The organism is Paenibacillus albicereus, from assembly GCF_012676905.1.
Classification (GTDB): Bacteria; Bacillota; Bacilli; order Paenibacillales; family Paenibacillaceae; genus Paenibacillus_O; species Paenibacillus_O albicereus.
Genome location: NZ_CP051428.1, coordinates 1,548,847 through 1,572,926, shown reverse-complemented (window position 1 = coordinate 1,572,926; position 24,080 = coordinate 1,548,847). Strand labels below are relative to the sequence as shown.

General features: G+C 64.5%; 20 protein-coding genes. All 20 read right to left on the bottom strand.

The genetic code is table 11. The features are described 5' to 3' along the window. Window positions 1-164: 164 nt before the first annotated feature. Window positions 165-1,208 carry a galactose/methyl galactoside ABC transporter permease MglC gene (mglC, locus tag HGI30_RS07005; RefSeq protein ID WP_168909775.1) on the bottom strand — a complete coding sequence of 348 codons (1,044 nt, stop codon included), beginning with the start codon at window positions 1,206-1,208 and terminating at the stop codon, window positions 165-167. Window positions 1,209-1,239: 31 nt separating this feature from the next. After that, window positions 1,240-2,757: a sugar ABC transporter ATP-binding protein gene (locus tag HGI30_RS07000; protein WP_168906968.1), complete on the bottom strand. Its 1,518-nt coding sequence runs from the start codon at window positions 2,755-2,757 to the stop codon at window positions 1,240-1,242. 120 nt (window positions 2,758-2,877) lie between these two features. Next, window positions 2,878-3,930 (bottom strand): galactose ABC transporter substrate-binding protein, encoded by a 1,053-nt coding sequence (locus tag HGI30_RS06995; protein WP_168906967.1) that lies wholly within the window; start codon window positions 3,928-3,930, stop codon window positions 2,878-2,880. A gap of 185 nt (window positions 3,931-4,115) precedes the next feature. After that, window positions 4,116-5,270 (bottom strand): substrate-binding domain-containing protein, encoded by a 1,155-nt coding sequence (locus tag HGI30_RS06990; RefSeq protein ID WP_168906966.1) that lies wholly within the window; start codon window positions 5,268-5,270, stop codon window positions 4,116-4,118. Further along, window positions 5,257-6,984, bottom strand: a complete 1,728-nt coding sequence (locus HGI30_RS06985) for a cache domain-containing sensor histidine kinase (protein ID WP_168909774.1) — start codon at window positions 6,982-6,984, stop codon at window positions 5,257-5,259. Before HGI30_RS06985 ends, HGI30_RS06990 begins: the two co-directional genes overlap by 14 nt. A 98-nt stretch (window positions 6,985-7,082) precedes the next feature. After that, on the bottom strand, window positions 7,083-8,723 hold the full coding sequence (locus tag HGI30_RS06980) for a response regulator (protein ID WP_168906965.1): 1,641 nt from the start codon (window positions 8,721-8,723) through the stop codon (window positions 7,083-7,085). Between the two features lie 164 nt (window positions 8,724-8,887). Next, entirely contained in the window at window positions 8,888-9,844 is a 957-nt protein-coding gene (locus tag HGI30_RS06975) for an aldolase catalytic domain-containing protein (protein WP_206110035.1), read from the bottom strand. A 94-nt stretch (window positions 9,845-9,938) separates the two neighbouring features. Next, window positions 9,939-11,495, bottom strand: a complete 1,557-nt coding sequence (locus HGI30_RS06970) for a leucyl aminopeptidase (protein WP_235680350.1) — start codon at window positions 11,493-11,495, stop codon at window positions 9,939-9,941. A gap of 79 nt (window positions 11,496-11,574) precedes the next feature. Next, entirely contained in the window at window positions 11,575-12,957 is a 1,383-nt protein-coding gene (locus tag HGI30_RS06965; protein WP_168906964.1) for an ATP-binding protein, read from the bottom strand. Further along, window positions 12,957-13,376 (bottom strand): anti-sigma regulatory factor, encoded by a 420-nt coding sequence (locus HGI30_RS06960; protein ID WP_168906963.1) that lies wholly within the window; start codon window positions 13,374-13,376, stop codon window positions 12,957-12,959. Before HGI30_RS06960 ends, HGI30_RS06965 begins: the two co-directional genes overlap by 1 nt. Window positions 13,377-13,586: 210 nt before the next feature. After that, the gene (locus HGI30_RS06955) at window positions 13,587-14,927 is read right to left on the bottom strand and encodes an anti-sigma factor domain-containing protein (RefSeq protein ID WP_168906962.1); all 1,341 of its coding nucleotides are present in this window, start codon (window positions 14,925-14,927) and stop codon (window positions 13,587-13,589) included. Continuing rightward, window positions 14,924-15,757: an RNA polymerase sigma factor SigI gene (sigI, locus tag HGI30_RS06950; protein ID WP_328805278.1), complete on the bottom strand. Its 834-nt coding sequence runs from the start codon at window positions 15,755-15,757 to the stop codon at window positions 14,924-14,926. Before sigI ends, HGI30_RS06955 begins: the two co-directional genes overlap by 4 nt. Before the next feature lie 110 nt (window positions 15,758-15,867). After that, complete coding sequence (locus tag HGI30_RS06945) at window positions 15,868-16,293, bottom strand: hypothetical protein (protein WP_168906960.1); 426 nt, start codon at window positions 16,291-16,293, stop codon at window positions 15,868-15,870. Between the two features lie 105 nt (window positions 16,294-16,398). Further along, window positions 16,399-16,641 carry a hypothetical protein gene (locus HGI30_RS06940; protein ID WP_168906959.1) on the bottom strand — a complete coding sequence of 81 codons (243 nt, stop codon included), beginning with the start codon at window positions 16,639-16,641 and terminating at the stop codon, window positions 16,399-16,401. A 150-nt stretch (window positions 16,642-16,791) separates the two neighbouring features. Beyond that, complete coding sequence (locus tag HGI30_RS06935; protein ID WP_168906958.1) at window positions 16,792-17,340, bottom strand: peroxiredoxin; 549 nt, start codon at window positions 17,338-17,340, stop codon at window positions 16,792-16,794. A gap of 89 nt (window positions 17,341-17,429) precedes the next feature. Continuing rightward, the gene (gene leuB / locus HGI30_RS06930; RefSeq protein ID WP_168906957.1) at window positions 17,430-18,515 is read right to left on the bottom strand and encodes a 3-isopropylmalate dehydrogenase; all 1,086 of its coding nucleotides are present in this window, start codon (window positions 18,513-18,515) and stop codon (window positions 17,430-17,432) included. A gap of 201 nt (window positions 18,516-18,716) precedes the next feature. Continuing rightward, entirely contained in the window at window positions 18,717-20,261 is a 1,545-nt protein-coding gene (locus HGI30_RS06925) for a 2-isopropylmalate synthase (protein WP_168906956.1), read from the bottom strand. 100 nt (window positions 20,262-20,361) lie between these two features. Next, window positions 20,362-21,354 carry a ketol-acid reductoisomerase gene (ilvC, locus tag HGI30_RS06920; RefSeq protein ID WP_168906955.1) on the bottom strand — a complete coding sequence of 331 codons (993 nt, stop codon included), beginning with the start codon at window positions 21,352-21,354 and terminating at the stop codon, window positions 20,362-20,364. 188 nt (window positions 21,355-21,542) lie between these two features. Further along, window positions 21,543-22,034: an acetolactate synthase small subunit gene (ilvN, locus tag HGI30_RS06915; RefSeq protein ID WP_168906954.1), complete on the bottom strand. Its 492-nt coding sequence runs from the start codon at window positions 22,032-22,034 to the stop codon at window positions 21,543-21,545. Next, window positions 22,031-23,776 carry a biosynthetic-type acetolactate synthase large subunit gene (gene ilvB / locus HGI30_RS06910; protein ID WP_168909771.1) on the bottom strand — a complete coding sequence of 582 codons (1,746 nt, stop codon included), beginning with the start codon at window positions 23,774-23,776 and terminating at the stop codon, window positions 22,031-22,033. The genes ilvN and ilvB overlap by 4 nt, the downstream gene beginning before the upstream one ends. Window positions 23,777-24,080: the final 304 nt, after the last annotated feature.

Genomic DNA, 24,080 nt, shown 5'->3' with positions numbered 1-24,080 from the left:
AGTTTACCATACCCCTAGGGCCGCACCTAGAGCAAAAATAGGCGAGGTCCGGGCTTGCGCCCCGACCTCGCCTCGACTAGCTTTCTTTTCGCTGCCCCTCGTCGCCTAGCATCGTGTTGCCCAGCTTTGCCAAGCTTCGCGTTGCCTCGCGCAGCTTCGACTTCCTACCGCTTCGCGACATACTTGCGGATGTCGAACGCGACCGCCGCCACGATGATGAGTCCTTTGATGATAAGCTGCCAATACGGGCTGACGCCGATGAACGTCAGGCCGTAGTTGATGACGCCGAAGATGAGCACGCCGGCCATGATGCCCGGCACGGTGCCGATGCCGCCCGCCGTCGACACGCCGCCGACGACGCAGGCCGCGATCGCGTCCAGCTCGTACATGTTGCCGTAATTGTTCGTCGCGCCGCCGGTGCGCGCGGCCTCCAGCACGCCGCCGAGGCCGTACAGGGCGCCAGCGATGGCGTAGATGAAGATCAGGTTGCGGGCGACGTTGATGCCCGACACATGCGCCGCCTGCACGTTGCCGCCGATCGCGTACATGTTCTTGCCGAGGCGCGTCTTGTTGAAGACGACCCAGCAGACGAGCGCGACGCCGATCGCGATGAGCACGATGTACGGCAGCGTGTAGCCGCCGCCGAAGTCGATCGAGCCCGTGCCCCAGATGGTGAAGTCCTTGCGCAGGCCGGCGATCGGCTGCGACTGGTTCGGCTCGGAGTCGAAGTAGATCGAGTTCAGGCCATATACGGCGACCATCGTGCCGAGCGTGGCGATGAACGGCGGCACCTTGAGCTTGGCGATGATGAAGCCGTTGACGCAGCCGACGAGCAGGCCCGCGAAGATTCCGACGAAGATCGGGATGTAGACCGGAAGCTCCGGCAGGTTCGGGAAGAACTTCGCCGCATAGGTGTCCACCTGCAGCATGGAAGCCGAGACGACCGCCGTCAGGCCGACGACGCGGCCCGCGGACAGGTCGGTGCCGCCGGTGATGAGCACGAAGCCCGCTCCGAGCGCGATGATGGCGCGGGTGGAGTTCTGCTGCAGGATGTCGCGCAGCGTCGAGTACGCGAGGAACGTCGGGTCCATGATCGCGATCGCGACGACGAGCAGGATGAGGACGAGGAAGATCGCCCGATTGGTGACAAGATGCTTCAGATAGCCCAGGATCGCCTGGCCGGCCGGCCTTTTCGCCGGCGTGTTCATTTGAGTGCTCATGATTGCTGTTCCCTCCTGGCTAAGCCATCCGCTGCTGCGCGGCCAGCCGCATGATTTCCTGTTCCGTCGCCTTGCGGCCGTCCAGGATGCCCGTCATCCGTCCTTCGCTCATGACCATGATGCGGTCGGACATGCCGAGCAGCTCCGGCATCTCCGAGCTGATCATGACGATGGTGCGGCCCTGCCGCGCGAGCTCGGCGATGATCGTATAGATCTCGAACTTGGCGCCGACGTCGATGCCGCGCGTCGGCTCGTCGAGCAGCAGGATGTCCGGATCGGTCAGCAGCCAGCGGGCGAGCAGCACCTTCTGCTGGTTGCCGCCCGACAGGTTGCGGATCTGCGTATCTACGTTCGGCGTCTTGGTGCGGAACTTCGCGACGTTGTCCGCCGCCTCGCGCCGTCCCTTGCGCTCGTCGATGAGTCCGATCCGGCTGCGGTAGCGGCCGAGGTTGGCGATGATCGTGTTCTCGTACACGGACAGCACCGGGAAAATGCCTGTCGTCCGGCGCTCCTCCGTCAGCAGCGCGATGCCGTGCTTTTTGGCGTCGGCCGGCGACTTGATGCTCACCTTGCGCCCGTCGATCTCGATCGTGCCGGCCTTCAGCTGGCGCAGGCCGAACAGCGCCTCGATCAGCTCGGTCCGCTGCGCGCCGACGAGCCCGCCGACGCCGAGGATCTCGCCGCGCCTCAGCTCGAAGCTGACGTTCTTGAACGACATCGGATTCGTCGACGTGAGGCCGTCGGCCTTGAGGATGACCGAGGAAGGCACGTTGCTGCGCTCCGGGAACCGGTCGTTCAGGTCGCGGCCGACCATGCGGCTGATGATGAGGTCGGTCGTCAGCTCGGACGCCTCCCAGGTGCCGATGTACTTGCCGTCGCGCATGATTGTCACGTCGTCGGAGATGCGCAGGATCTCCTCCATCTTGTGCGAGATATAGATGATGGAGACGCCGCGTCCCCGCAGCTTCTCGATGATCTCGAACAGCTGCTCGACCTCGTTGCCGGTCAGCGACGACGTCGGCTCGTCCATGACGATCACCTTGGATTGGAACGACACGGCCTTGGCGATCTCCAGCGACTGGATCTTGGAGACGGACAGGCTGCCGACCTGCGCCATCGGATCGATGTCGAGCCCGAGGTCCTGCAGCAGCGCCTCCGTATCGCGGCGCATGCGGCGCTCGTCGACGAGCCGCAGCGGCCAGACGCCCATGAGCGGAAACCGGCCGAGCCAGATGTTTTCCATGACGCTGCGGTGCGGGACCGGATGCAGCTCCTGGTGGATCATCGATACCCCATGGGCGAGCGCGGCCTTGGAATTCGGGATGTCGGCCCGCTCGCCGTCCAGATAGATTTCGCCTTCATCCGGCTTGTAGATGCCGAACAGGCATTTCATGAGCGTCGATTTGCCGGCTCCGTTCTCGCCCATGAGGGCGTGGACCGTGCCGGGGCGCACGTTCAGCGTCACCTGGCTCAGCGCCTGCACGCCGGGAAAAGCTTTGGAGATGCCGCGCATCTCCAATCGGTAAGGGGAGCTCATCGCTCGCGCCTCCTTTGCGAGAAAAGTCAGTCGTCCATGCCGCTGCCGCCATGGACCGGCGGGAAGCAAAAGGGAGCCCGCCGCGTCCCGGGCTTCGGGCTCCCCAGCCGCAAGCCCCGCTTATTGCTGGGCGTCGGCGATATTGTCCTTCAGAATCTTCTTGTACGCGATCCAGACGTACTTGCCGTCCGTGATGTCGTAGCCGGTGTTCTCCTTCGTCGGCGTCTCGCCTTTAGCCAGCGCTGCCGCCAGAGCGACCGTCGCGCCGCCTTGGTTCTTCGCGTCGTTGAGCACGGTGCCGAGCAGCGTGCCGTCCTGCAGCGCCTGGATCGCCGGAGCGGTCGCGTCGACGCCGACGACCGGCATGAACTTGTCGCCTGTGAAGTAGCCCGCCGCCTTCAGCGCTTCGATCGCGCCGAGCGCCATGTCGTCGTTGTTGGCCAGCACGGCCTCGATGTTGTCGCCGCGTGCCGCCAGCCAAGCCTGCATTTTGTCCTGGCCTTTGACGCGGTCCCACATCGCCGTATCCTGCTCCAGCTTCTCGACCTTGATGCCGGCGTCCTCGATCGCCTGGATCGAGTACTTCGTGCGCAGCTCGGCATCCTGATGGCCCGGCTCGCCCTGCAGCATGACGTACTGGAGCACGCCGTCCTTGTTCTTGTCCGCTTCCGGATTCGCTTTCCAGTAATCGGCGATGATCTGGCCGGACAGCGTGCCGGACTCCTCTGCTTTCGCGCCGACGTAGTACACTTTATCCCACTTGTTCATGTCTTCGGCCACCGGCTCCCGGTTCAGGAACACGACCGGGATGTCGGCCGCCTGGGCCTTGTCGATGATGACGCCGGCCGCTGTGCGGTCGACCGCGTTGATCGCCAGCGCCTTGTATTTTTTGGAAATGAACAGATCGACCTTTTCGTTCTGCGTCGGCTGCGCGTTCTGGCTGTCGACGATGTCGAGCTTGGCCTTGCCCTCGGCCGCCGCCGTCATCGCGTTGCGGACGCCCGTCATGAACGTGTCGTCGAACTTGTAGATGGCTACGCCGATCTTCGGCTGGTCGCCGCCGCTTCCGCCGGAGTCGCCGCCTGCGTTGCCGCCGCCGTTGTTGCCGCCGCAGCCGGCCGCCGTGACCATGACCGCCGCGAGCGCGGCCGCGAGTGCTGCTTGTTTTTTCATTCGGATGACCTCCTGGAGGGTGTGGGATGGGGATTCGGCGGCGATCGCCCGCTTGGCGCCGCCGTCCGTTCTCATGCTCTTATTATGAAAGGGCCTGCGTTTTTTTCGAATCGAAAATCTTCCTGCTTTCTATCGAAATCTTCATCAGCTTTTCTCCGTCAGACAAAAAATAGGCCCGTCCGGGCCTATTTGACGAAAGGGAACAGCAGCTTCTGGTTGTCCATCCAGAACATGCTGTCGGGACTGACCGCCTTGGTGGCGAGCGTAATCCTCGCCTCCGGCTTTTCCCCGCGCAGCAGCAGGTCGGCCTGCCGCATGCCGAGATAGCCGGCGTTGAAGCCGCTCTGCACGACGAGGCGGTCGATGACGCCGTCCTGCAGCAGCTCCAGCTGCTCCGTCTCGCTGCCGAAGCCGACGATCTTCACCTCGGAGGACGCCCCGCGCCGGAGCGATTCCTTGGCCGAGCTGAGCACGCCTTGCTCCTGGAGGGCGACGATGCCGTCCGTCTCGTCCATGAGCTGGCGCGCCGCCTCCGCGCAGCCGTCGGAGGACATGCCGCAGGAATAGCCTTTGGCGATCGTGATGTCCGGATGGCGGGCCAGCTCCTCCAGCACGCCCTCCTGCCGCTCCGCGTAGCCGAGCGCGGAGGAGTCGGCGCCGAGCACCGCCACCCGTCCGTAGCCGCCGAGCAGCTCGGCCATCGCCGCTCCGGCCTGGCGGCCGGCCTCGCGGTTGTCGATCGTCACCGCGCTCGCGACGCCGCCGACGGGATAGGCGTCGCTCAGCGTGATGACGGCCGCTCCGGCAGCACGCGCGAGCCGGACGACCTCGTCGAGCTGCTGCTCGCTGTCGGGGTCGAGGAGCAGCGCTTCCGCGCCCGCCTTCAGCGCGCGGCCGGCCGCTTCCACTTGGCCTGCGCCGGGGCGTCCCGCCGTCTTGTCGACGTACTCGAGCCGGTAGCCGAACTCCTTGGCCGCCGCCTCCGCGCCGATCCGGATCGCGCCTGCGAGTGCGCCGTCCGTCTGCGGCGCGATCAGCGCGGCCAGACGCGGCGACGGCGGCGGAGACGGCTCTGCGGAGCCCGCGCAGCCGGCGGCCGCCAGCAGCGGGACGGCCAGCAGCGGCATCGCCAGCAGCCAGGCCGGCCGCGGGCGGCGGCTGGCCTGGCTGCGCATGAGCCCTCCCGTCCACCGAGCGATCAGACCGCCGGTCCGCCTTGCCCATGTGGTTGTCCGCGGGCGGCGTCCGCCCTCGCCAACGGCACGGCTGGCCGGACGCCGCCGTCCCTCGCGGCTCGTGTACGCGAAGATCGGCCGATCGGTTCCGTCATCGCTTTTCATCGTCGATCTCCTCCTCTGCCGCTTCCGCCGGCATGCGCACCGTGACCGTCATGCCCTCCTCCAGCTCGCTGCGGAACTCGAGGCCGTACGGAGCGCCGTAATACAGCCGGATCCGGTCGTGGATGTTGCGCAGGGCGACGCCGGAGCCCTTGCCCGTGCGGGACGGCCGGCGCTCCGCCAGCGCCTCGCCCGATCCCCGCTCCAGCAGCAGCGCGGCCGCCTCCGCCGCCATGCCGGCGCCGTTGTCCTCGACGAGCAGCGTCAGCACGCCGTCCTCGACGAACGCCTGCACCTCGATCCGCCCTTCGTCCGCCGAGTATTCCAGCCCGTGCTCGATCGCGTTCTCCAGCAAAGGCTGCAGCACGAGCTTCAGCGTCCGGCAGCTCTCCGCCTCCTCCGTCGCCTCGATGGCGAACGTGAACTTGCGGCCGAAGCGCATCTGCTGGATCGTGAGGTAATGATGCGCGTGCTCCAGCTCGTCCTTCACCGGGATGAGCGTGCGTCCTTGGCTGAGGCTGATGCGGAACAGCTTGGACAGCGAGGTAATCATCGTGACGACCTCCTCGCCACGGCTCATGCCGGCCATGCGCACGACCGAGTTGAGCGTATTGTAGAGGAAATGCGGGTTGATCTGCGCCTGGAGCGCCTCCAGCTCATGCCGCCGCTTGGACTCCTGCTCCAGCACGATCTGCCCCATGAGCTGGCGGATCTTGTGCACCATGAGGTTGAAGCGGCGCGACAGCCGCTCGACCTCGAGCGGCCCCTCGACGGGCAGCTCGACGTCGAACTGGCCTCTTTCCACGGAGCGCATCATCTTCTCCACCCGCTTGAGCGGGCGGATGATCGAGCGGGCGAGCGCCATGCCGACGAGCAGCACGAGCACGAGCGCGACCGCCACGACGCGCACGAGATAGCGGTTCACTTCCTCCCGCGTCGTGAGCAGCTCGTCGAGATAGCTGACGCCGACGATCTTCCACCCGATGTTCGCGACCGACTTGACGGTGACGAGCCGCCGCTCTCCGTCCAGCTCCTCCACGTAGTCGCCCGAGGAGACGAGCGCGCCCTCCACGTTCTCCCGCTTGAGCCCCATGTAGATGAGCTGCTGCTGCGGATGGTAGACGATGTTGCCTGCTCCTTCGTCGATGATGTAGGCGTAGCCCTTGCGCCCGAGGCTGATCCGGCTGCACAGCTCGTCGATCTGCTTGAAGTTGATGTCCACGAGCAGGATGACCTCCTGCTCCCGGCCGTTCTGCAGCACGGTGACGCGCTTGCTCATGCTGACGACCCACGGATAACCGCCCTTGTACAGGTTCTGGATATGCGGCAGCGAGAATCCGAGATGGTCCGGCACGCGCAGCGCCGCCTGGAACCAGCCCTGTCCCGTCACGTTGGCGCTCGGGCGCAGCTGGGCGGCCGGACGATTTTTGAGCAGCGTGCCGTCCTCGGCGAACAGCGCGATCGACACGATGTCGTCGCGGCTGCCCATGAGCGTATCGAGCTGCGTGTCGACCTCGCTGCCGTCCCACTCGCCCTTGTCCAGCAGGTTCTGCTCGATCGCCCGGTAAAAGCTGGACAAGCCTCGCACGTAGTCCTCCAGGTTGTAGCTGACCTGATCGACGATCTGGCTGGAGGAGGTGAAGGCGCTGCGCTCCGCCGATGCGGAAAACTTGTCGTGCAGCAGGAACGCGACCGTGCCGATCGCGATGACGATCATGACGGAGAACGACCAAGTGACGATCGACTGGATGCTGCTGACGCGCGAATGGCGCACCCGCTCCTTGAGGCGGGCCGCCTCCCTCAGCGTCGTCCGCTTCACGGCAGCGGCCCCGCTTCCGCTTCCTTGGCCCGGCTGCGGTATTCCTTGGGCGTCGTGCCGGTATGCTTCTTGAAGCAGAAGCTAAAGTAGTTCGGCTCGGAGAAGCCGATGCGCTCCGCGATCTCGAACGCCTTGAGCTCCGTCGAGCGCAGCAGCTCCTGCGCCAGCTCCATGCGCAGCTGCAGCACGTACTGGAGGAACGTGAGCTTCACCTCGCGCTTGAACAGACCGCAGAAATAACCGGCGCTGATGTGCAGATGCGAGCAGACCATCGCGATCGACAGCTCGGGCTCGTGCGCATGCGCGCGGGTGAACCGGATCGCTTCCTCCACCAGGTCCTTGTACGCATGCTGCCGCGTGCCCGCGATGCGCTGCATGACGGCAGCGCCGAGCTCCCCGAGCCAGCGCCTGGCCTCGCCGAGGCCGGTCAGCCGGGACAGCTCGGCATACGGCTGCGCGCCGGCTCCGAGCAGCTCCTCGAGCTCGACGCCGGCGGATTGCGCGGTGCGGCAGATTGCCGTCAGCACCTCCATGAGGTACATCTGGATGCCGCTGTACGCATGGCTTTCGCGGATCTCGCCGAGAATGTCCGCAAGCAGCGCCTCCAGCTCCTCGGGCGTGCCGACCTTGAGGCAGCGGGCGAGCGCCTGCTCGCACAGCTCGTCGAAGCGCAGCGGCTCCGATGGCCGGCTCTCGACGTCCTGCAGGAAGACGAGGCGGTCCATGCCCGGCACGAGCCGGTAGTCGAGCGCGAGCAGCGCTTCCTCGTAGGCTTCCTGCAGCTCGGACAGGCTGCGCTTGGGCAGTCCCGTGCCGATCGTCACCGGCAGCCGCAGGTAGAACTCCACGCTGCGCGCCAGCTGCTCCAGCGTCTGCTGGCGCTTCTCCTTCCAGCCTTCCTCGGCGACGCCGAAGTCCATGAGCACGATGCTGTCCTGATGGAGGAAGGCGATGCCGCGGCTCGCCTCCGACCAGATTTCCTCGGCCACGTTGAGCACGGCGAACAGCTTGAGCTCCTCATCCGGCGATTGCTGCAGCGAGCCGACCAACGGCGCTCCCTCCTCCGGCTCTCCGATGCGGACGACGGATACCGAGCAGCCTTCTCCCTCGAGGCTCAGGCCGTACTGACTGGCCTTGCGGCGGATCGACGCCTCCGGATAGCGGCGGTACAGCAGCGAGCTGAGAAACTGTCCCCTCAGCTGCGGCAGGCTCCGGTGATAGTGCTCCCGCAGCTCGCGCGCATCCTCGCGCTCCGCCCGCTCGTGGTCCATCCTTTGCTTGAGGCCGCGCAGCAGCTCCGTCAGGCTCGCCGCCGTGAACGGCTTGAGCAGATACTCGTCGACGCTCAGCGAGACGGCCTGACGGGCGTAGTCGAATTCGTCGTAGCCGGTGAGGATGACCGTCTTGGCGAGCGGCAGCGCCGTCTGCAGCCGCCGCACGAGCTCGAGCCCGTCCACGAACGGCATGCGGATGTCCGTCAGCACGACGTCCGGCAGCAGCCGCTCGGCCAGCTCCAGCGCCTCCAGGCCGTTCTCGGCCGTCGCCGCGATCTCGAAGCCGCACTCCTCCCAGCGGATTTCCGTCAGCAATCCTTCCCGTACGTCGGCCTCGTCATCGGCCAGCAACACTCGGTACATGCGATCCTCTCCTGCCTTCTTCTCTCTCGGAACTAAAACAATAGCAGGTCGCGCCTCCCTTGTAAACGCATACTTCCTGGGCATGCGGACGCAAAGAAGCCGCCCCTCGGACCTTGGCGGTCGTCAGGGGCGGCTTTGCAGGCTCCGGTCGGAGCGGACGCGGCTTATTTGCCGTGCAGCACTTCAGGGGTCGTCAGCTGATCGTAGAAATCGACGATCCGGTCCTGCTTGTCCGAGCCGCGCTGCGCCATCGCCGAGCGGGGATGCTCGTCGAGCAGGCCGGTCACCATGTACTCCATGATGTAGCCCCACTCTTCCTTCTGGCGAAGCGGCAGCATGTGCTTCTCGATCATCTCCAGCACCGGGCGGACACTGTATTTCGTGCCCGGCAGGTGGGCGACGAGCAGCTCCGTGTTGCAGTTGCCGGCGGCGCGGCCCATGCCGTAGACGCTCGTATCGAGGTACTCGACGCCTTTGTCGACGGCGAGCAGCGTGTTGGCGAACGCGAGCTGCTGGTTGTTGTGCGTATGCACGCCCAGCTTCTTGTTCGGCAGATGCTGCTTGAACTTGTCGATCAGGTAGGCGAAGTCGCTCGGCTTGAGGCTGCCGTAGGAGTCGACGACGTAGACGACGTCCACGACGCTCTCGCGGATGGCGTCGAACGCCTCGATCAGCTGGTTCTCCATGACGTTCGACAGCGCCATGATATTCAGCGTCGTCTCGTAGCCGCGCTCATGGAACAGCGAGACGAGCTCCAGCGCCTTGTCCACGTCCTGGATGTAGCAGGCGACGCGGATCAGGTCCAGCATGCTCTCCGTGCGGGGCAGCACGTCGCTCTCGTCGACGCGCCCGATGTCCACGAGCGCGGACAGCTTCGTCCTGCCCTTGTTCGGGATGACCTTGCGCAGAAAGTCATCGTTCAGAAAGCGCCAAGGACCGGCGGCATCCGCGCCCTTGAGCAGCTTCGGCGAGTTCTTGTAGCCGATCTCCATATACTCGACGCCCGCCTCATCCAGGCTGCGGTACAGGTCTTGAACGAATTCGATGCTGAAGTCCCAGTTGTTCACAAGGCCTCCATCACGGACGGTACAGTCGACAATCTTGCTCGGTTTGGCGGTCATGATCGCAGAACTCCTTACATGGTAGGGTAACGTTTATCCTATGATACGGGAAATCGGTAAAGAACGCAAAGGATTTTGTCGGTCCAGGCCTGCTTCAGCGGAGGCCCCTGCCGCCGTCTTGCAGGACGAGCTCCGCGAGCGTGCGCGTCATGACGCCGGTCGCGCCCTTGCTCTCCCAGCCTCGCGGGCGGCCGATCCAAGACGTGCCGGCGATGTCCACGTGCACCCATGGCTTCTCCTCCGCGAACGCGCCGACGAACAGCCCGGCGATGCTCGCCGCGCCTTCGCGGCCCGCGCCGTTCTTGAGGTCGGCGGCGGCGCTGTCGAGCTTGCGGCGGTAGTCCGCATAGGCGGGAAGCGGCCAGACGCGCTCGCCCGCCCGGATCGCCGCCTCCTCCAGCTCGCGCCGCAGCGTGTCGTCGTTGCCGAGGACGCCGGACGCCGCGTCGCCGAGCGCCGACACGACGGCGCCGGTCAGCGTCGCCACGTCGACGAGCTTCGTCGCTCCGCGCCGGATCGCGGTCGTGAGGCCGTCCGCCAGCACGAGCCTGCCCTCGGCGTCCGTGTTGACGATCTCGACGGTCATGCCGTTCATCATCGTCAGCACGTCGCCCGGCTTGAACGCCCGGTCGGAGATCATGTTCTCCGCCGAAGGGATGACGGCGACGACGTTGGCCTTCGGCTTGAGCTTGCCGATGATGCGCATCGCCCCGAGCACCGCCGCCGCCCCGCCCATGTCGCCGATCATGTCCTCCATGCCGAGGCCCCGCTTGAGCGAGTAGCCGCCGGTGTCGAACGTGATGCCTTTGCCGATCAGGCCCCATTTCTCCGTGCTGTCCGGATCGCCCTCGTAATGCAGCACGATCATGCGCGGCGGGTGGATGCTGCCTTTGCCGACGGCGAGCAGGCCGCCCATGCCGAGCTCCGCTGCCGTCCACTCGTCGATGATCTCGACGTCGAGCTCCGCCTCGTCCGCGAGCCGCTCGGCCTCCTCGGCCAGCGCCTCCGGCGTCAGCACGCTTCCCGGCAGATGCACGAGATCGCGCGCCCAGGCGACCGTCTCGCCCGCGAGCCTTCCGTGCTCGACGCCTTCGTCCCAGGCCGCAGCCCGGTCCTCCCCGGCGCCGCCGCACAGCTGCAGCTCGATCCGCAGCTCCCGCGCCGCTAGCGGCTCGCCGGCGCGCGTCTTGCTGCGCTCGTAGCCCCCGAGCGTCAGCCCTTCGGCCAGCGCCGCGGCGGCCTGCGCCGTGCCGAAGCCGTCCGTGCCGCCATGCAGCGCCGGCGGCACGAGCAGGACGGCGCGCTCCGCCTTCTGCGCCTTCAGCTCGCGTACCGCCGCCGCGCCGAAGCGGCGCAGCCCGTCGCCTGTGGCGAGCGCCTCGCCGAGGCCGACGAACACGGCCGCCTCCGCTTCGTGCAGGCCGAGCAGCGGCATCGTCAGCGACTGTTCCGCCGCCGCCTTGAAGGCGCCGAGCCGATAGCTTCTCCGAAGCGACTCCCGCACGGCGTCAACCGCAAGCGGATCGCCCGCTCCGAGCTGCGCCGGGCCGGCGCCCTCCTGCAGCTCCGCAGGAGCCACCGGCCGCACGATCAGCGCTCCGGCCGTTTCCGCCGCTTGCGCCGTCGTGGATATCGTCAAGTTCATGTTCATTCGTTTCCGCTTCCTTTCGCCTTCCCGTCATTCGCTTTGCCCCGGAACGCAAAAAAAATCGGGGGATTCTCCCCCGATTTTAAGGCTTTTGCTCGGCGATTGGCAAATAGATCATGAACGACGTGCCTTCTCCGGCGGTGCTCGTGACGCGGATCGTGCCGGAGTGGTTGCGCACGATCCGGTAGCTGACCGACAGTCCGAGGCCTGTCCCCGACTCCTTTGTCGTAAAAAAAGGATCGAACAGACGGCCCAGCGTCGCCCGGTCCATGCCCTTGCCGTTGTCGCGGATCGTAATCTCCGCGAAGTCCGATTTGCGGCTCAGGATGACGTCGATCCGTCCCTCGCGCTCGCCCCCCAGCTCCGCGATCGCGTCCATCGCGTTCTTGAACAGGTTCAGCACGACCTGCTTGATCTGCTTGACGTCGATCGAGACATGCAGGTCGGACTCCTGCGCCTCCAGGGCGATGAAGCAATTATGCATGAGCGCCTCGCTCTCGCTGAGCAGGCTGACCTCCTTGAGCAGCGACGCGAGCCGGATCGTCTGCTTCATCGGAGCCGTCGGCTTGGAGGAATTGAGGAACTCGTAGATGATGTCGTTGGCCCGGTCGATCTCCGCCACCATGATCTTGGCGTACTCTTCCTTGCCGAGATCGACCAGCGTCGGCCTCAGCAGCTGGATGAAGCCTCGGATCGACGTAAGCGGGTTGCGGATCTCATGGGCGATCGCGGCCGCGATCTTGCCGAGCATGGCCAGCTTGTCGTTCTGGTAGGCGGTCTGCTCGATCTGCTTGTACTCGGACACGTCCTTCATGCTGATGAGATAGTCTCCGTCCAGCTGATCGCCGTAGGTCGCCGTGATGAGCAGATGCCGGCCGCTGCTGTCCTGGAACTCGAAATATTTGTTGCGGCGCACGATGATCTCCCGGTATAGACGCACGAGCAGCCGCCTCGTCGAGCGGGTCAGCTGGGCGTGGCGGAGAATCTCCAGGATGCTGCAGCCGACGAGCGTCTTGCGGGGGACATCGAGAAAGCGGGCCATCTGCAGGTTCATGAACGTCACGATGCCTTCCGTATCGAAGAGCGCGATCCCGCTGTCCATATGCTGCAGCACGTTCTCGTACTTGCTCTTGACCCGTTCGAACGAGCGGTAGGAACGGCTGAGCAGCTCCCTCATCTCGGTGTACCGCTCGTCCGCCGGGCGTTCGGGCTGATACCGGAAGCGGTAGGCGACCATCAGTTCGATCAGGAACATGAACGAGCGGCTGTACAGGTCGAGCGCTTCCTCCGAGTCGACGTTGAGGACGATGTTGCGCATGCTTTCCTCATGGATGGCGATGATCTCCTCCGGGCCGATGTTGTGGAACATTTTCCCTAGCTCCGTTGCCTGATACAGCGATGCTTCGCTCCCGCTTCGAATATATTCGGCAAGCGCCGGGAAATAGCGCTTTCGAATTGCCTGCATTAGCCTTGCTCCTCTCCGGTCGCAAACAACTGGAGCTGTATCGGGGTCGAACTCATGTAGAAGGACGTAGGGAGCCATTTGCGGAACGTAATGCAGGTGCCGACGCGCCTCGTGATGGCGATATCCCATTCCTCCGACCATAGCGAATTCCATTCCTCTTCCAGCTCGCGGGAAAAGCTGCAGCTGCCGATGAGCGACCATTCCAGTCCGGCTTCTCCCGTTTCCTTGCGCACTTTGCCGATCAGCATCTGGCTGTGCTGATGCATCTCTACGAAACCGCTCGAAAGCTCGGATATGGCGTACGCGATGCGCGTCTGGTCGATGATGCCGAAGCCCAGCTCCCGCGCCAGCTCCCGGCCTCGCTGGCGAGCTCGGATCGCATCCCTCACATTGTTGATGTTGAACAGTTCCATCTCCATGTACGAGCTCCGCCCCCCCTGTTCCTTGCTGTCAGGATCGCAGTCAAGCCGTCGATTCGTAAATCAATCATAGGATTGGCTGTCAACAAGTGTCAATCGGAAATAATGTCGAAAAATGCCAGCCCGTTTCCGGAGAAGCCGGGATCGGTCCCTGCCCGCGGACGCGCGAAAGCGGGCCGGATCGGCCCGCTTTCGACATGCGGAGGCTTCTTAACGGTCGGTCGGCTTCTCCCGTCCGCCATGGCGCCGCTCCTCCGCCTTTTTCCACTCGGCCTCCGCTTTCTTTCTCCATTTGTCCTGCTCTTGCTTCCGCTTTCCCGCCGCTTCCCGGATGCGCTGCTCCGCCTCGGACCGGAACTTCTCGGCCGCGCGCTTCTTGCGCTCCAGCTCGCGGAGAGCCTGCTCCGCCTCCCGCTTCCATCGTTCCGAATCGCGCCCATGCTCGCGATGCCCGCTTGGTCCGCTCTCGGGCAGCTTGGCCGACGACGCCGGCCGCCAGCCCTTTCCATGCGAAGGCGTCGCGGAAGGGCGGACCGCCGGGTCGCGCTGCCGCTTCTCGGAAGGCTTCGGCGAAGCGGTCCGGACCGGCGCTGCGGCCGCCGGCTGCGAACCGGGCTTGCTGGCCGCAACAGACGGCTTGGCGTTCGGCTTGATGGTCGTCTGGGCGCTCGGCTTCGGAGTCGATTTCCCGGACTCCTCCGCTGCCGGCTTCGCCGTGCCGGAAGCCGGCGCGCTCGCCCTCGCGGACCTTGCCGTCTCAAGCAGCCGATCCAGCTTGTTCTCGTCCAGCTCGGCGCTGTTCGGCACGAGCGCGCCCAAGCCGCCTTTCCAATCCGCCGCGACCGGGAGCGGCTGCGTGCGCAGACGATCGAGCGATACGTCGTAGCCCTTTTCGAGCGCCAGCAAGTATACGGTCATCTGGCCGATGGACAGGCCGAGCTCCTCGGCTTCGAGACGGACCTCCGGCGTGGAGCGCAGCTCGGTCACATGGAGGTCATCCTCGCCGGCATGCTCCGCGGCCTCCTCCAGCGCCCGCCGAGCCTGCGCGCCGAGCTCCGCCAGCTCCTCCCCGTCACCGAGCAGCCGGACGCCCGCGAGCAGCACTTCGGCCGTCTCCTCCCGCAGGTAATCCGATTCGGCCAGCCGTTCCGCCAGCTCCTCCATGACGAGCGAGGCCGGCTGTCCCTCGTAGTCGAGCGCCGCGACGAACGGCACGGCGTCGGCATTGACCGCCCTCAGCTGGCGCACCTTGAGGTCGGCGTCGACGCCGACCTCGAAGCTCGGATTGACGTCGAGGCTGATGTAGGCGACGACCGGGTTGGCGGCCGCCCTGCCTGCATACAGGACAGGGATGGCCAGCAGCAGCGCCAGCGCTCCGGCCGCAGCCGGCAGCAGCCAGCGGGGACGAGAGGGGCGGACGACGGGCGGAAGCTCGACCTCCTGGCCGACCGCCTCTCCCCCGCGGCTTCTGATTTTGCGGAAGCTGCCGTCTGGCGCGAGCACGATGACGCTGCCCTTTTTGACTTCCAGCACGATGCCGTTACCGTTCACGACCTTCTCCCTCCCGCCGCCTGCTCCTGCATGCGCTGCTGCTCCGGAAGCTGCCGGCCGTGACGAATCAGCAGGTAGTCTTCCAAATATGGATAATGGCCTCGCAGCAAGGCCGCGATGGCGATCAAATACTTGCGGTTGCGCTCGATCGTCTTGCGCGAGACGGAGGACTGCTCCATCAGCTCCTTGACCGGGAGCCTCCGCTTGTCGACGAGCATGCCCCATAGGCAGTCCTGCTCCGCCAGGCGAAGCGCGATGCCCTGCAGCAGCCGGCGGGAGTCCTCATGCTTGGGAGAGCAGTCCGCCAGCTCGGCGAAGCGGATGCCGTAGCCCTTCAGCTCCGCCGCGAAGTCCTCGATCTCCAGCCGCCGGTTCTCCGCGTCCCGATCGAGATGGAAGCGCGAGATCGCTTGGCGGATCCATGCCGCCTGCAGGCTGTCCTCCAGCTCGCTTTCCTGGTCGAAGCTGCCGGACGGCATCGTCTGGCGATGGCGCTTCTCGCGCCGGATGTAGTCGATCAGGCGCCTGCGGATGACCGTTTCGGCGAAGCCGGTGAACGAGCGCCCCGATGCCGGGGAAAAGTGCTCGATCGCTTCATTGAACGCGATCATCGCGATGCTGAACTCGTCGTCGCGGACCGGATCGATGTAACGCTTGCAGAATCGGCTCGTCGATTTGAGGATGAACGGCCGGTAATCTTGGATGAGCTTCTCCCGCAGCGCATCGTCGCCGGCCTGGATCCGCTCGAGCGACTCGCGGAGCTTGTCCGGTGCGGAGCCGGCGGAATGCGGCTTGACGCTGAAGCGTCCGAACCATCTTTTGAACACCATCAGCAGCAACAGAGCACCTCGTTTCCTATACGGTTCGCAGCTACCCGGGCCGATTGCGGGAGTCGCTTCAAATTAAAAAAGCCTCCCGGTTCAGGAGGCGCCGCTCGACTTTAGCAAAGGCCTTCCGAGGCCCGCTTGGCTTTCAGCTTATTGCGTCGGGAATTGAGGATGCCCAGCCGTTTCTTCAGCTCGGCCTCCCAGCCCGCATCTCCGATATGCTTGGCGAATCCGAGCAGGTCGAGCGCCATATCAATCTGGCTCAGGACCACTTCCATCGGATCCTCGTTGTCATGGTTCACGCAGTTCTCGAATAAGGACTTGCCGCGCTGATCGACGTAGTCCTGGAAGTCCACCTCGGACACTCCGTCTCCGTGCGCGTATTCAGCCAATATTTCATATTCGCTTTCTATCATATAATGAATATCCACGCGATGGCAAACCGGACAGAACAGAATGGGGACGTTATGAATGTGGGTCCGATAGTGTCTAAGCGTTCCTTTCGTACCGATCATGCTCGCTCCGCAGCAAAAACTCATCCTGCTTCCCTCCTTATTCTCTCCATCTGCCATCGGAATGGCTTGGGATCGTTTCCTGCATTGTATTCGGCTCTGCCCAGCGGAATTCCTGCCGATCGGCCGGCGTCAGGGAAGCGGAGCCGGCGGCACGTCCTCCGGCTTGATCTCGGGCTCCTGCGGCAGCTCGGGAATTTCCGGTCCCGGATCGGGCATGATTTCCGGCTGCGGAGCGGCAGGCGGCAGCTCTGGGCTTTTCGGCTGCTCGATCTCCGGAGACGGCGGAGGCGTAATTTCGGGCTCCGGCGGTATCGGCGCGTGCTTGTCCGGCTCGCGCTCGCCGGCCTGCGGGGAATGGAAATCGATCGTCATGGCGGGATGCCTCCTCGACATTCGTTTTGTGGAATCGGAATTGCTTATTCTTACCCCCGGAAAGCGTCTTGGACGCATCCAAGACGACGGATGCCGCAGGGAAATGAAAAAAAGCCAGGGCGGTTGCCCTGGCAATTCCTTGCGGATGCTTCAGTCCGCGGCATCGTTCGTTTCGTCCGGCTTTCCGTTGATCGGACATAGTCCGCGGGATTGCAGAGCCTGAATGACGCGGAGCGTCTCTTGGACGCTATGGCCGACGTCGTTGTGGCTGACGGCCTGATACTTCAGCTCCCCCTCCGGATCGACGATGAACAGGCCCCGCAGCGCGATACCCTCTTCTTCGATCAGGACGCCGTAGTCCCGGGAAACCTGCTTCGTGATGTCGGACGCCAGCGGGAAGTTCAGCTTGCCGAGCCCGCCCGCGCTCTTCGGCGCGTGGATCCAAGCCCTATGGCTGTGGACGCTGTCGATGCTGATGCCGAGAAGATCCGCGTCCAGCTTGCGGAACCGTTCGGCCGCATCGCTCAGCGCCGAGAGCTCCGACGGGCACACGAACGTGAAGTCGAGCGGATAGAAGAAGAAAACGAGCCATTTGCCGCGGTAGTCGGAAAGCGATACCTTGCCGAATTCCTTGCCTGGACCGTCGACGGTCTCCATCGTGAAGTCCGGCGCAGGGCGGCCTACCAAACGTTCTGCCATATGCGGAACCCCTCCTTTGCGCGGAAAGCGCTTCGGATCTAGGTTGTCCGTTCTAGCGGCGTTCTAGACGGCGCCGGCTCTCGTTGCATTCAAGAGGCTTTGCGGATCGCGCCGACGATCAGGTCGCCCATCGCCTCGGTGCCGATCGCCGTGGACTTGTCGACCGCGATGTCGCCCGTGCGGTGGCCGGCGTCCAGCACTTCCTTGACCGCGTCCTCGATCGCTTGCGCCGCTTCATGATAGCCGAACGTGAGGCGGAACATGAGCGCTACGGACAAAATCGTCGCGATCGGATTGGAAATGCCCTGGCCCGCGATGTCGGGAGCCGAGCCGTGCACCGGCTCGTACAGGCCGAAGCTGCCTTCGCCGAGCGAAGCCGAGCTGAGCATGCCGATCGAGCCGGTCAGCATCGCCGCCTCGTCGCTCAGGATGTCGCCGAACATGTTCTCCGTGACGATGACGTCGAAGCTCGACGGACGGCGCAGCAGCTGCATCGCGCAGTTGTCGACGAGCACATGCTCCAGCTCCACCTCCGGGTATTCCGGAGCGATCCGGTTCACGACCTCGCGCCACAGGCGCGACGTCTCGAGCACGTTCGCCTTGTCGACCGAAGCGAGGCGTTTGCCGCGGGTCATGGCGATGTCGAAGGCCTGACGCACGATGCGCTCGACCTCCTGCACGTTGTAGACGCAGGTGTCGACCGCTTCCTGCCCGTGCTCGCCCTCGCGGCGGAATTTCTCACCGAAGTAGATGCCGCCCGTCAGCTCGCGCACGACGATGAGATCGGTGCCTTCGAGCACCTCCGGCTTGAGCGTGGACGCGTCCTTCAGGCAGTCGAACACCGTCGCCGGCCGGATGTTGGAGAACAGGCCGAGCGCCTTGCGGATGCCGAGCAGTCCCGTCTCGGGACGCAGCTCCTTCGAGTTGTTGTCCCATTTGGGCCCGCCCACCGCGCCGAGCAGGACCGCGTCCGCCTTTTGGCACATGTCCAGCGTCTCCTGCGGCAGCGGCGTTCCCTTCTCGTCGATCGCGACGCCTCCGAACAGGCCGTGCTCGAATTCGAAGCGGTGTTCGTACAGCTCCTCGATCTTCTTAATGACCTTGATGGCCTCGCCGACGACTTCCGGTCCGATGCCGTCGCCTGCGATGACCGCGATTTTCTTCACTTCTGCCATGGTTCAACACTCCTGTCTCGTCTCGTGACGAATGAGAATAGCTATCATCAGTTGTACCATATCCGGGTTCCCTTACACCAAGATAGGATAGCTATGGTGCTGATAGGACATGCCTATAACGAGCGCTTCATGGCATGAAAAAGTCCGCCTGCTCCTGCGAGCAGACGGACCTCGTACAGCGGTCTCAGGGTGAAATCTCCGTCAGATCAGGCTCATCTTGTCCCGGCGGCCTGGGGCTTTGCGCTTTTCGATGAGCCGGTTCAACGCGTCGACATAGGCGCGCGCGCTCGCCTCGAGGATGTCCGTGCTCACGCCGCGGCCCTGCGCGGATACGCCGTCCTGGAGCAGCACGACATGCACCTCGCCGAGCGCGTCCTTGCCGTCGGTGACGGACTTGATGGAGTAGTCGTCCAGCTCGACGGGCTCGCCCGTGACGAGATCGATCGCGTTGAACAAGGCGTCGACCGAGCCGTTGCCCTCCGCCGTCCCCGACTGCACGCCGCGGCCTTCGACCTGGATCGATACGGTGCCCTTCGGCGTGGAGCGGTTGCCGTAATGGACCTCGAGCGTATCCAGCACGAATACCTCCGGCGTATCGACGAGCTTCTCCTCCAGCATCGCGAGCAGATCCTCGTCCGTGACATTCTTCTTGCGGTCGGCCAGATCCTTGAACTTGGCGAACGCGGCGTTCAACGCCTCGTCGGCCAGCTCGTAGCCCAGATCGAGCAGCTTCTCGCGGAAGGCGTGGCGGCCGGAGTGCTTGCCCATGACAAGCTTCGACTCCTTGATGCCGATCGTCTCGGGCGAGATGATCTCGTACGTCGTCTTCTCCTTGAGCATGCCGTCCTGATGGATGCCGGACTCATGGGCGAAGGCGTTCGCGCCGACGATCGCCTTGTTGCCCGGCACGACCATGCCGGTCAGCTTGCTGACGAGTCGGCTCGTGCGGGCGATCTCGGTCAGCTTGAGGCCGGTCTTGGCGCCGTACAGGGCGGCCCGGGTCTCGAGCGCCAGCGCGACCTCCTCGATGGCCGTATTGCCGGCGCGCTCGCCGATGCCGTTGATCGTGCCCTCGATCTGGTCCGCTCCGTTCTGGATCGCGGCCAGCGCATTGGCCGTCGCCATGCCGAGGTCGTCATGGCAGTGGGCGCTCAGCTGGATCGTCTCGATGCCCGGCACCTGCTCTTTCAGCGTCTTGAAAATGTTGCCGAACTCGGCCGGCGTCATATACCCGACGGTGTCGGGGATGTTGACGACCGTAGCTCCCGCCCGGATCGCCATCTCCGTCACCTCGCACAGGAAGTCCAGCTCGGTGCGGCCCGCATCCTCCGGCGAGAACTCGATCTTGGCGAACTTCTGCTTGGCGTAGCGGATCGCCTTGTCGGCCGCCGCCAGCACCTGCTCCTTCTCCATCTTGAGCTTGTGCTTGCGATGGATGGGCGACGTGGCGAGGAAGATGTGGATGCACGGATCAGCCGCATGCTGGAGCGCTTCCCAGGCCGCGTCGATGTCGCGCTCGACAGCCCGCGCGAGGCCGATGACCGTCGCGTTCTTGACCGCTGCCGCCACGGCCTGCACCGCCGCCAGATCGCCCGGCGAGGCGGCCGGGAAGCCGGCCTCGATGCGGTCGACGCCGAGCTTCTCGAGCTGGAGGGCGATCTCCACCTTCTCCCGGGTATTCAGGTTGACCCCGGGCGATTGCTCGCCGTCGCGGAGCGTTGTATCGAAAATATAGATCTTGCGCAAACCGGCACCTCCGTTCGGTAGGATCCTTCTAGCTTATGAAGCGGCAAACGCGCCTCATTCCTGGTGGAAGAAGCGCGCTGCCTTGCGTCCTTGACTCGACTTACTTCTTGATCCAGTGCATCAGCTCGCGCAGCTGCGCGCCGGTCTGCTCGATCGGATGCTCCGCTTCGTTGCGGCGGGTCGCCGTCAGCATGGCGCGGCCAGACTTGTTCTCGAGGATGAAGTCGCGGGCGAACTTGCCTTGCTGGATGTCGGAGAGCACTTCCTTCATCGCCTTTTTCGTCTCGTCGGTCACGATGCGCGGGCCGGTGACGTAGTCGCCGTACTCGGCCGTGTTGGAGATGGAGTCGCGCATCGACGCCAGTCCGCCCTCGTACATGAGGTCGACGATCAGCTTCAGCTCATGGAGACACTCGAAGTAAGCCATCTCCGGCGCGTAGCCCGCTTCCACCAGCGTCTCGAAGCCGGCTTTGACGAGCGCGGACGTGCCGCCGCAGAGGACGGCCTGCTCGCCGAACAGGTCGGTCTCGGTCTCTTCGCGGAACGAAGTCTCGAATACCCCTGCGCGCGTGCAGCCGATGCCCTTGGCATAAGCGAGGCCGATCGCCTGGGCGTTGCCCGTCGCGTCCTGCTCGACGGCGATCAGGCCGGGAACGCCGAAGCCTTCGACGTACGTGCGGCGGACCATGTGGCCCGGGGATTTCGGAGCGACGAGCAGCACGTCCGTGTCCTTGCTCGGCACGATCTGGCCGAAGTGCACGTTGAAGCCGTGGGAGAACATGAGGGCGGCGCCCTTTTTCAGGTTGGGGGCGATCTCGTCGTTGTACACCTGGGCTTGGGTCTCGTCCGGCATGAGGATCTGGACGACGTCCGCCTTGCGGGTCGCGTCGGCGACGGACACCACTTCGAAGCCGTCATTGCGGGCTTTGTCGGCGGATTTGCCTTCGCGCAGGCCGATGACGACCTTCACGCCGCTGTCGCGCAGGTTTTGCGCCTGGGCATGGCCTTGGCTGCCGTATCCGATGACTGCTACCGTCTTGCCTTGGAGAACGCTGAGATCCGCGTCGTTTTCATAGAACAATTTAACTGCCATGATGAGATGATGCCTCCTTTGGAATGGAACCCCTTTGAGCGGGTGTTTAAAGAGACAGCGCGTTAAAGCCTGAGCGAGCCTCCGCTCGACTGCCGCCCTTAAACTCCCGCTCAAAGCGGGCTCGTTTGGCTTATAGGTAAAATGAATAGCTTTATAGATTCGTTGTCGAACTTATCCGAAAATTCCGATTAGGATCGGACCGTGCCCCGGTTCATGGCCGTGACGCCCGTGCGGGAAAGCTCCCGGATGCCGTACGGACGAAGCAGCTCGATCATCGCGTCGATCTTGTCGGAGCCGCCGACCGCCTGGACGATCAGCGAGCTCGGCCCGATGTCGACGACCGCGGCGCGGAACGTCTCGACGACGCCGAGAATTTCCGGACGGGCCGCAGGCTCGGCATTGACCTTGATCAGCGCCAGCTCGCGGGCGACCATGGGGCTCCCGCTGACGTCGACGACCTTGATGACGTCGATCAGCTTGTACAGCTGCTTGGATACTTGCTCAAGCACCTTCTCGTCGCCCTCGGTGACGATGACCATGCGGGACAGTCCCGCTTCCTCGCTGGCGCCTACCGTGATGCTCTCGATGTTGAAGCCTCTGCGGCCGAACAATCCCGACACGCGCTGGAGCACGCCCGGCTGGTTGTTCACGAGGACGGCGATCGTATATCTCTGGCTCATTGTTCATCCCCCATCAGCATGACGTCGATCGTGTTGCCCTGGGTGACCATCGGGTAGACGTTCTCGCCTTTGCGAACGACGAATTCCACGACTGCCGGACCCGGATGGGCGAGCGCTTCTTTCCAGGCCGCCTCCGCCTCCTGCTTGTTCGTCGCGCGGAAGCCCTTGACGCCGTAGGCCTCGGCCAGCTTGACGAAGTCCGGGCTGCCGGCCAGATCGATGTGGCTGTAGCGGTTGTCGTAGATGATCTCCTGCCACTGGCGCACCATGCCGAGCACTTGGTTGTTGATGATCGCGACCTTGACCGGGATGTTGTTGATCGCGCAGATCGCCAGCTCCTGGGCGCACATCTGCATGCCGCCGTCGCCGTTGATGCTGACGACGAGCCGGTCCGGATGCGCCATCTGCGCGCCGATCGCGGACGGGAAGCCGAAGCCCATCGTGCCGAGGCCGCCGGAGGTGATCCAGGAGCGCGGCTGGTTGAAGCGGTAGTACTGCGCCGCCCACATCTGATGCTGGCCGACGTCCGTCGTGACGATCGCGTTGCCCTCGGTCGTATCGTGGATCATCCCGATGACCCATTGCGGCTTGAGCTCCTCGTCGGAGTCGACGAAGCGAAGCGGCTGCTCCTGCTTCCACTGCAGCACCTGGGCCCGCCATGCGTCCGCTTTGGCGGCGTAGCCGACCTCCTGGTTGAGCAGGCCGAGCGTCGTCTTGACGTCGCCGACGATCGGGATGTCGGTCGGCACGTTTTTGCCGATCTCCGCCGGGTCGATGTCGATGTGCACGATTTTGGCCTTCGGCGCGAAGCCGTCGAGCTTCATCGTCACGCGGTCGTCGAAGCGGGCGCCGATGTTGATGAGCAGATCGCTCTCCTGGATCGCCTTGTTGGAGGCGTACGCTCCGTGCATGCCGGGCATGCCGACCCACAGCTCGTTGCCGCTCGGGAATCCGCCGAGGCCGAGCAGCGTCGTCGTGACCGGTATGCCCGTCTTGACGGCGAACTCCAGCAGCTCCTCATGGCCGCCCGAGTAGACGACGCCGCCTCCGGCGAGCACGAGCGGGCGCTCCGCCTGGGCGATCGCCTTGACGAGCTTGTCGAGCTGCGGCTTGCGCGGCGTGACGGTCGGGTTGTAGCCGCGGATGCTCACCTCGTTCACCGGCTTGAACAGCGCTTTGGCCGCCGAGACATCCTTGGGGATATCGATCAGGACCGGGCCCTTGCGGCCGCTGTTGGCGATATGGAACGCCTCGTGGATGACGCGCGGCAGGTCCTCGACGTCCCGCACCAGGTAGCTGTGCTTCGTGATCGGCATCGTGATGCCGGTGATGTCCGCTTCCTGGAACGCATCCGTCCCGATGAAGCTCGTCGCGACGTTGCCCGTGATGACGACGAGCGGCACGCTGTCCATGAACGCGGTCGCGATGCCGGTGACGAGGTTCGTCGCTCCCGGACCGGAGGTCGCGATGCAGACGCCGACCTTGCCGGACGCTCTCGCGTAGCCGTCCGCCGCATGGATCGCGCCTTGCTCGTGGCGGGTCAGCACGTGGTTGAAGTCCTTGAAGCCGTGCATGGCGTCGTAGATGAACAGCACCGCGCCGCCCGGGTAGCCGAATACACATTCCACGCCTTCCAGCACCAGGCTGCGGAGCAGCATTTCGGAGCCGCTCACCACTTCCGGCTTCCTCATTCTATCCATGATCTCTTCCTTGGAACGCAATGCTTCGCCCTGCATCACCATCATGTGATCCTCCCTTCGTGACGGCGGCGGTGTCGACGGTCCGCCTTCGCCCCTACCGTTATGGGTTGCAACAAAAAAACCTTTCGCCCTCTATGCCGAAGCATAGGGACGAAAGGTTGATCTTCCGTGGTACCACCCAGGTTTACGCCGCATCTCGCGATGCGGAGTCTCAAGAAGTAAGACGCGAGATGCATGCCTCATCGGTCCTACTTCGGCAGGTTAACGCATGCCAGGCGATTCTCCCTAATGAAAGCGCGAAGAACGCTTCGTTCAGGAAAACAGCTCCGAGGTGAGCTCGTTGGAA

Coding starts and splice junctions, on each gene's coding strand:
- mglC (WP_168909775.1), bottom strand. CDS start 1,208: ATGAACACGCCGGCGAAAAGGCCGGCCGGCCAGGCGATCCTGGGCTAT.
- HGI30_RS07000 (WP_168906968.1), bottom strand. CDS start 2,757: ATGAGCTCCCCTTACCGATTGGAGATGCGCGGCATCTCCAAAGCTTTT.
- HGI30_RS06995 (WP_168906967.1), bottom strand. CDS start 3,930: ATGAAAAAACAAGCAGCACTCGCGGCCGCGCTCGCGGCGGTCATGGTC.
- HGI30_RS06990 (WP_168906966.1), bottom strand. CDS start 5,270: ATGAAAAGCGATGACGGAACCGATCGGCCGATCTTCGCGTACACGAGC.
- HGI30_RS06985 (WP_168909774.1), bottom strand. CDS start 6,984: ATGATCGTCATCGCGATCGGCACGGTCGCGTTCCTGCTGCACGACAAG.
- HGI30_RS06980 (WP_168906965.1), bottom strand. CDS start 8,723: ATGTACCGAGTGTTGCTGGCCGATGACGAGGCCGACGTACGGGAAGGA.
- HGI30_RS06975 (WP_206110035.1), bottom strand. CDS start 9,844: ATGACCGCCAAACCGAGCAAGATTGTCGACTGTACCGTCCGTGATGGA.
- HGI30_RS06970 (WP_235680350.1), bottom strand. CDS start 11,495: ATGAACATGAACTTGACGATATCCACGACGGCGCAAGCGGCGGAAACG.
- HGI30_RS06965 (WP_168906964.1), bottom strand. CDS start 12,957: ATGCAGGCAATTCGAAAGCGCTATTTCCCGGCGCTTGCCGAATATATT.
- HGI30_RS06960 (WP_168906963.1), bottom strand. CDS start 13,376: ATGGAGATGGAACTGTTCAACATCAACAATGTGAGGGATGCGATCCGA.
- sigI (WP_328805278.1), bottom strand. CDS start 15,757: ATGGTGTTCAAAAGATGGTTCGGACGCTTCAGCGTCAAGCCGCATTCC.
- HGI30_RS06945 (WP_168906960.1), bottom strand. CDS start 16,293: ATGAGTTTTTGCTGCGGAGCGAGCATGATCGGTACGAAAGGAACGCTT.
- HGI30_RS06940 (WP_168906959.1), bottom strand. CDS start 16,641: ATGACGATCGATTTCCATTCCCCGCAGGCCGGCGAGCGCGAGCCGGAC.
- HGI30_RS06935 (WP_168906958.1), bottom strand. CDS start 17,340: ATGGCAGAACGTTTGGTAGGCCGCCCTGCGCCGGACTTCACGATGGAG.
- leuB (WP_168906957.1), bottom strand. CDS start 18,515: ATGGCAGAAGTGAAGAAAATCGCGGTCATCGCAGGCGACGGCATCGGA.
- ilvC (WP_168906955.1), bottom strand. CDS start 21,354: ATGGCAGTTAAATTGTTCTATGAAAACGACGCGGATCTCAGCGTTCTC.
- ilvN (WP_168906954.1), bottom strand. CDS start 22,034: ATGAGCCAGAGATATACGATCGCCGTCCTCGTGAACAACCAGCCGGGC.
- ilvB (WP_168909771.1), bottom strand. CDS start 23,776: ATGGTGATGCAGGGCGAAGCATTGCGTTCCAAGGAAGAGATCATGGAT.